We start from the raw sequence: 7,306 nt of genomic DNA, 5'->3' as shown, positions 1-7,306 counted from the left end.
GATGGTAGTTGGACCTTTGGTCCTGTGAGAGTAGGTCGTTGCCATGCTGGGTGAGAGTTTTCAAGCGTCCCTTAGGGGACGCTTTTTTCTTATGTGGAGATAATAGAAAAAATTTTGTCTCAACTTTAATCCGTTCATCTTTCATTCATTTTTGCCCCTTAGACTAAGATTATCAGGTAAGCAACCCCTACTTACCTGAAAATTATAGAAGCTAAAGGAGCGAATAACATGAAAGTATCAAAACATATTCTCTTAAGCGGTGCCTTAGCCGCATCCCTGGCAAGCAGTGTAGCCCTACCGACGCTGAGCGTCTTTGCAGGTGAAGCGGGCCAATCCAATCAAGCCTCCCAGACTAAGACCTATCAGCCAGCCCCTGATAAAGCACAAGGCCAAGAAGGGCCAAGACAGCAAGCTGGCGACCATTGCCAAGGCCATGATCGCGGCCCTGGTGGTCATCATCAAGGACGTGAGCAAGGTCCTGGCGGACATGGGCATGGTCAGGAAAAGAAAGAAGGGCAGACTGCTCAGGCTGTTCAAATTAATGTCACCATGAAGCAAGCTTTGGAGAAGGCTGCGACTCAAGTGCCTAATGGCCAAGTCTTAGGCGCTAGTTTGTATGAGCAAGGTGATCAAGCCGCCTATTCGGTTGTCGTCAAGGCAGATAAGGACTTTCGTTTTGTCTTTGTAGATGCCCAGTCAGGTAAAGTGACAGAAGAAGAGCCTGATCAGGCGCAAGGTCATGGTCACGACCGCCAAGGCCCTGGTCAAGAACAGGGTGCAAACCAAGGCCAAGGAGCAAATCAAGGCCATGGACCTGGCCAAGATCAAGGTCCGGGACAGGGTCAAGCTCCTGGACAAGGTCAAGCACCAAATCAAAACCAAGGCCCAGATCACGCTCAAGGTCAGGCGCCAGATCAAAATCAAGGCCAAAAACCTGCACCAGGCCAAGAGGGCACTCAGGCGCAAGGTCAGGGGGCTAAACCAGAATTTAAGGCGCCAAGCGTTAGCGCGCAAGCTGCCTTAGACGCTGTCTTAGCTAAGTATGCCGATGCTAAGGTCTATGATATTGAACTGGATCCAAGTCATGAACAAGATAAGGCGGCTACTTACACCGTCACCTTGGAAAGCAATCAAACTTTCAAGCAAGTGACCGTTGATGGTGAAACGGCAGCAGTGACAGAAGTCGAAGACCAAGAAGAGGGTCATCATGGGCCGGCTGGCCATCATGAAGGTCAAGCGCAAGGTCCAGGCCAAGAGGGCGACCGTGGTCAGCATCAAGGACCTAACCAAAATCAAGCAGGTCCCGGCTCTGGTCAAGGACCTGATAAGCAAGAAGGTGGCCCACAAGGGCAAGGAGCACCAGCTGAATCCAACAAGCGCTAGTCGACTTAACTAAGTTAAAGCGGCTAACCAACTATTTACTTACTGGCTGCTGTCGTGTCACAATAGGTAGCCAGTGAGCAGGCAGGTGGTATTCTCAGACAAGCTGCCACTTGTAGAGCCTGCCATTCCCCCACATCAGGGTGCCTTTAGGTGCCCTGATTTGCCTTTGTGTAGAAATATTGATACAATGCAATTTGATGAGAAGAGGTGATCATATGAAATTACTGCTAGTGGAAGACGAACGTGACTTAAATGCCAGTCTGAGCAAGCTACTTAAGAAGCAGCACTATAGTGTGGACGCAGCTTTTGATGGCCAAGAAGCCTTGGTTTTTTTGGCGGTAGGTAACTATGACCTCATTATTTTAGATATCATGATGCCCCACATGGACGGTTTTGAATTTCTAGAGCGCATCAGATTGCAAGAAAACCCAGTGCCTGTTCTCTTGTTAACAGCCCGGGATGCTGTCACTGATAAGATTCGGGGCCTGGATTTGGGCGCAGATGACTATATGGTCAAGCCCTTTGAATTTGGGGAGCTACTAGCTCGCCTACGGGTTCTGCTCCGCCGGCCACAACGTCATATCCTAAGTGATCAGGTGGAAATTGGACCGGTTCGCTTAATTCTTTCCCAAAAACGCGTCCTCAAGGATGGTCAGGCCGTGAATTTAACGGCCAAGGAATACGAGGTCTTGGAGTACTTGGTCCGTAACCAGAACCAAGTTCTGTCGCGGGAGCAGATTCGCCATCATGTCTGGGATTATGAGCAGGAAGCAGAATCTAATACCATTGATGTCCTCATCAAAAATATTCGACGTAAACTCGATAGCGAGGGGCAACCTTCACTGATTCAAACCAAACGGGGGTTAGGCTATGTGGTTCCAAGGCTTCAAGCAATTTCTGACTAGTATTGCCAGTCGTGTGACCATTTGGTATACCGGCTTTATGATTATCATCCTCTTGGCCATGTCTGGGGCTACCTTATGGATTTCGGCCCGCTTCGTGGATGCCGATCGCAAGGAAAGCTTAGTCGAAGTGGTCCAAATGGCCAGTCGTCACGCTGACTCGCCACAAGGTCAGGAGGATGGCCACCCTGAGATGGACCGTCATTCCTTCGAGCAAGGGGTCACCCTGGCCTATTACGATCAGCAGAATGTTAGTCGCCAGCACTTGCCCGGTTTCTTTAAGTGGGACTTGCCCCAGAATGGGGGCACAGTGTCTAGCTACCAGGAGGGGGACCAATCCTTTCTCTATTATGACCTGCCTCTAGAGAATGGTCAGGGATGGGTACGTGGGGTTATTGCCCTCAGTGCTTCCAGCCGGGAGCTCAACAATCTGCTCAGAGTCTTGGCTATTGCCGGGCCAGTCCTGCTGGTGCTAATGGTTCTGGGGGGCTACTGGGTCTTGAAGCGGGCCCTAAAACCTATCAAGGTCTTGGACCAAACAGCTCTTGCGATTCAGAACAGTGGGGATTTGTCCCAAAGAATTCCCCTAAAAGGGCCCCAAGATGAACTCTACTTCTTGGCCCAGACCATGAATGGTATGTTAGAGACAGTGGAAACTTCCTTCCAGCGTGAGAAGCAGTTCAGTCATGATGTCTCCCATGATTTACGGACCCCCGTCACGGTCATTCTATCGGAAAGTGAGTATGGCCTGCGCTATGCGGATTCTTTGGCCGAAGCTCAGGAATCACACGCCACCATCCAGCGCCAGGCGCTCCGTATGAAAGCATTAATTAACCAGATTTTAGAGTTGTCCAAGCTAGAAGGCCAAGACAGCTTGGCTTTGAAGCCACTTAATCTCAGTGCCTTCTTGGCCAAGCGCCAGGAAGATGACCAGACCTTAGCTCAAGTAGCCGGCAAAGTGCTTAAGTATGATCTAGCACCTAACCTGCAGGTTGAAGCTGATGAAGTCCTCTTAGGCCGCCTGGTGGATAATCTGCTCAGCAACGCCCTTAAGTTCGCCCAAAGTCAGGTCGCGCTTAGCTTGACGGCTAATCAGGAAGAGGGGGTAATCCTGTCGATTACAGACGATGGCCCAGGCATTGCGGAGTCAGAGCAGGCGCACATTTGGCAACGATTCTATCAGGTGGATCGTGCCCGTACTAAGTCGGCCTCAAGTGGGACCGGCCTGGGCTTGGCCTTGGTTAAAGCCATTGCCGACCAGCATGGGGCCCAGCTAAGCCTTAAGAGCCAGCTAGGAGCAGGTGCACGTTTTGAGGTGAAATTTCCGCCTATAAAAGCACAAACTAAGTAAATCAAAGACCAGAGAGGCTAGACTATCTAGTCTCTTTTTTGGTTGGTCACATGCTCAGTAGCTGGCTTGCCCTGAGGTCGTCTGAATTTGAAGGACGCCACTTTTAACTTATAAGTAAGTGGAGAAAAGTGACTTTTCAATATGAGGAAAAGACAAATTAAGTTTAATAATTATTTCTAAGATAAAAAGCGCGCCATAGAGACGCGCTTTTTTGACTTTTTAGGAGCCCCAGAGGATTTCGCAGTGGGGGCCAACTGTGTCCTGGAAGGACTCAATAGGGGGCTGGTCGGTCACAATGTAATCTAGGGCAGAGTAGTTACTGAGCTTGAAATAGTGGCTGGTATTGAACTTGGAGTGGTCCGCCAGCAAGATGGACTTGTCGGCATTGGCAATCATCTGCTGCTTAATCATGGCCTGATTGTGGTTGGCCTCGTAGGCAGCATAGCGATCAAGCCCACGGCAGGAGAAGAAGGCCAGGTCGGCATGAAAGTTATTGATGAACTGGGTGGCAAAGTCACCCAAGGCGGAGTTGGTACCAAAGTCGATATGGCCACCTGATAGGAAGAGGGTGACATTTTCGAAGTTGTTGAGTAGGCGCGCCGCCTCAATCCCATTGGTAATGACGCGCAGATTCTGGTGGGGGGATAGATAGGGAATGAGACTGGCAGCAGTGGTAGAGCTGTCGATGAAGATGGAGAGATTATCAGTGATAAAGGTAGAGGCAATATCGGCGATAATTTCCTTACTTCTTTGTTCCTCATGAGCACGCGCAGAATAGGTGTACTCAATGTTGTTGCTGTTGGCTAGGCGAACTTCCCCGTGACTACGGAGAATCTTGCCGTCGCGCTCGAGCGCAATCAAGTCGCGTCTGAGAGTAGAAGTGGAGCAGTAGACGAGTGACTCAAGTTGCGTGGTGGAGATGACTTTCTTTTTGCCGAGAATATCCATAATACGGCTCATCCGTTCAAAAGAAACCATCCATTATCCCTCCTTGATGAACAAATTTGAACACTTCTGACTATATTATAGCATTATTTTTGACCATTTACCAATAGCGCTTTCATCTATTGTAAGCGATTTTACAACGAGGTATCATTATCTTAAAGAAAGGGATGATTGTATGAATCAAGAAGAACGTTTGGTCAGAGACCAAATTTGTGACGTGTGCCACAAAATGTGGCAACTAGGTTGGGTAGCCGCCAACGACGGGAATGTCTCAGTTCGCTTATCTGACGACACGATTATCGCGACCCCAACTGGCATGAGTAAGAGCTTTATTACACCAGAGAAGTTGGTCAAGCTTAATTTGCAAGGTGAGATTTTGGAAGCCAATGAAGGCTATCGTCCATCCAGTGAAATTAAGATGCACATTCGTTGCTACCAAGAGCGTGACGACGTCAAAGCAGTCGTTCATGCCCATCCACCAATTGCCACAGCCTTTGCCTTGGCTCACATTCCGCTAGACAGCTACTCACTGATCGAATCAGCCATTGTCATCGGTTCTATTCCAATCACACCATTCGGGGTGCCATCGACCATGGAAGTGCCAGATGCCATCACCCCATACCTACCAGAACATGATGTCATGCTCTTAGAAAACCATGGGGCTTTAACAGTAGGGAGTGACGTCATCACAGCTTACTACCGCATGGAAACACTAGAACTGGTTGCTAAGTCTACCTTCCATGCTCGTCTCCTACTCACAACCAAGGGGATTGAAGAAGACGAAATCGCCCGTCCAACCCTAGAGCGACTCTTCGCTATGCGGGCTAACTATAAGGTAACCGGCCGCCATCCGGGCTATAAGAAATACAATGCGGATGGAACAGTTAGAGAATTGGAGGAATAATCATGAGTCAACATCCACGTATTGGGATTCGCCCTACAATTGACGGTCGTCGCCAAGGCGTACGGGAATCCCTCGAAGTCCAAACCATGAACATGGCAAAGAGTGTAGCTGAGTTGATAAGCAGCACACTCAAGTATCCTGATGGCCAACCGGTTGAATGTGTTATCTCACCTTCAACGATTGGACGGGTGCCAGAAGCAGCCGCTTCTCACGAACTCTTCAAGAAATCCAATGTCTGTGCAACCCTTACCGTGACCCCTTGCTGGTGCTACGGGAGCGAGACCATGGATATGTCACCAGATATTCCACATGCCATCTGGGGCTTCAACGGGACTGAACGTCCGGGCGCTGTTTACTTAGCCGCTGTGTTAGCTTCTCATGCGCAAAAGGGAATCCCAGCCTTCGGTATTTACGGTCACGACGTACAAGAAGCCGATGATACTGAAATTCCTGCTGACGTGAAGGAAAAGATTCTCCGTTATGCGCGGGCTGCTTTAGCAACCGGCCATATGCGCGACACTGCTTATCTGTCAATGGGGAGTGTCTCCATGGGGATTGGCGGGTCTATCGTCGACCCAGATTTCTTCCAAGAATACTTGGGTATGCGTAATGAATCAGTCGACATGACAGAATTCACTCGCCGGATTGACCGTGGTATCTATGATCCAGAAGAATTTGAACGTGCCATGACCTGGGTTAAAGCCCATATCAAAGAAGGCCAAGATCGTAACCGTCAAGACTTAGTTCTTTCACCAGAAGAGAAAGCCAAACAATGGGAATTCGTCGTGAAGATGTTCATGATTGGTCGCGACCTCATGCAAGGTAACCCTCGCTTAGCAGAACTAGGGTTTGAAGAAGAAGCGGTAGGCCACCATGCCCTAGTGGCTGGTTTCCAAGGTCAACGTCAATGGACTGACCACTTCCCTAACGGGGACTTCATGGAAACCTTCCTTAACACTCAATTTGACTGGAACGGTATCCGTAAGCCTTATATCTTCGCTACTGAAAATGATGCCCTCAACGGTGTGTCCATGCTCTTCAACTATCTCTTGACTAATACACCACAAATCTTCGCTGACGTACGGACTTACTGGAGTCCTGAAGCAGTAGAACGGGTAACCGGTCATAAGTTAGAAGGTCATGCAGCGAATGGTTTCCTTCATTTGATTAACTCTGGCTCATGTACGCTCGATGGTACCGGCCAAGCAAGTCGTGATGGTCAAGCCGTGATTAAGCCATTCTGGGAATTGGAACAAAGCGAAGTCGATGCCATGTTGGCGAATACAGACTTCCCACCAGCTAACCGGGAATACTTCCGTGGCGGTGGCTTCTCAACTCGCTTCTTGACTAAGGGTGGCATGCCAGTGACCATGGTTCGCCTCAACCTCCTCAAGGGTGTAGGACCAGTCTTGCAAATTGCGGAAGGTTACACCTTAGAATTGCCAGACCAAGTACACCATACCTTAGATAACCGGACCGATCCAGGCTGGCCAACCACTTGGTTCGCACCACGCTTGACCGGCAAGGGTGCCTTCACTTCTGTCTATGATGTCATGAATAACTGGGGGGCTAACCACGGGGCTATCTCTTACGGCCACATTGGGGCAGACCTAATTACCTTGGCATCTATGTTACGGATTCCAGTCAATATGCACAACGTAGCAGAAGAAGATATCTTCCGTCCTAAGAACTGGAGTCTCTTCGGGACAGAAGATTTGGAAGCAGCAGACTATCGCGCTTGCCAAACCTTAGGCCCAATTCATAAGTAGTTAAGCACTTGGCGTCAGAGGGGCTGGGTTTCAGCAACCTGGTCCCCAGGAC

Annotated in this window: 6 protein-coding genes; 5 read left to right on the top strand and 1 reads right to left on the bottom strand. The window is 49.4% G+C overall.

Features of this window, described 5'->3' with window-relative positions; translation table 11 throughout:
- Nucleotides 1-228: 228 nt before the first annotated feature.
- The 3 genes from Q0339_RS01370 to Q0339_RS01360 all read left to right on the top strand — a co-directional run bounded on the left by Q0339_RS01370 (nt 229) and on the right by Q0339_RS01360 (nt 3,636).
- Entirely contained in the window at nt 229-1,383 is a 1,155-nt protein-coding gene (locus Q0339_RS01370; protein WP_298076984.1) for a PepSY domain-containing protein, read from the top strand.
- A gap of 215 nt (nt 1,384-1,598) precedes the next feature.
- Nucleotides 1,599-2,288 (top strand): response regulator transcription factor, encoded by a 690-nt coding sequence (locus Q0339_RS01365; RefSeq protein ID WP_298076983.1) that lies wholly within the window; start codon nt 1,599-1,601, stop codon nt 2,286-2,288.
- Entirely contained in the window at nt 2,254-3,636 is a 1,383-nt protein-coding gene (locus tag Q0339_RS01360; RefSeq protein WP_298076981.1) for a HAMP domain-containing sensor histidine kinase, read from the top strand. The genes Q0339_RS01365 and Q0339_RS01360 overlap by 35 nt, the downstream gene beginning before the upstream one ends.
- Nucleotides 3,637-3,855: 219 nt before the next feature.
- On the opposite strand, the gene Q0339_RS01355 is transcribed toward Q0339_RS01360, so the two are convergent.
- Nucleotides 3,856-4,614: a DeoR/GlpR family DNA-binding transcription regulator gene (locus Q0339_RS01355; protein WP_298076980.1), complete on the bottom strand. Its 759-nt coding sequence runs from the start codon at nt 4,612-4,614 to the stop codon at nt 3,856-3,858.
- A gap of 142 nt (nt 4,615-4,756) precedes the next feature.
- Between Q0339_RS01355 and Q0339_RS01350 the strand changes: the two genes are divergently transcribed.
- Together Q0339_RS01350 and Q0339_RS01345 are read left to right on the top strand one after the other, a co-directional pair.
- Complete coding sequence (locus Q0339_RS01350) at nt 4,757-5,485, top strand: class II aldolase/adducin family protein (RefSeq protein WP_298076979.1); 729 nt, start codon at nt 4,757-4,759, stop codon at nt 5,483-5,485.
- A gap of 2 nt (nt 5,486-5,487) precedes the next feature.
- A complete protein-coding gene (locus Q0339_RS01345) occupies nt 5,488-7,254 on the top strand; it encodes an L-fucose isomerase (protein WP_298076978.1) in 1,767 nt (588 codons plus the stop codon).
- Nucleotides 7,255-7,306: the final 52 nt, after the last annotated feature.

Origin of the sequence: uncultured Abiotrophia sp. (assembly GCF_938010525.1) — a bacterium.
GTDB lineage: Bacteria > Bacillota > Bacilli > Lactobacillales > Aerococcaceae > Abiotrophia.
This window is presented reverse-complemented; position numbering and strand designations above follow the sequence as displayed.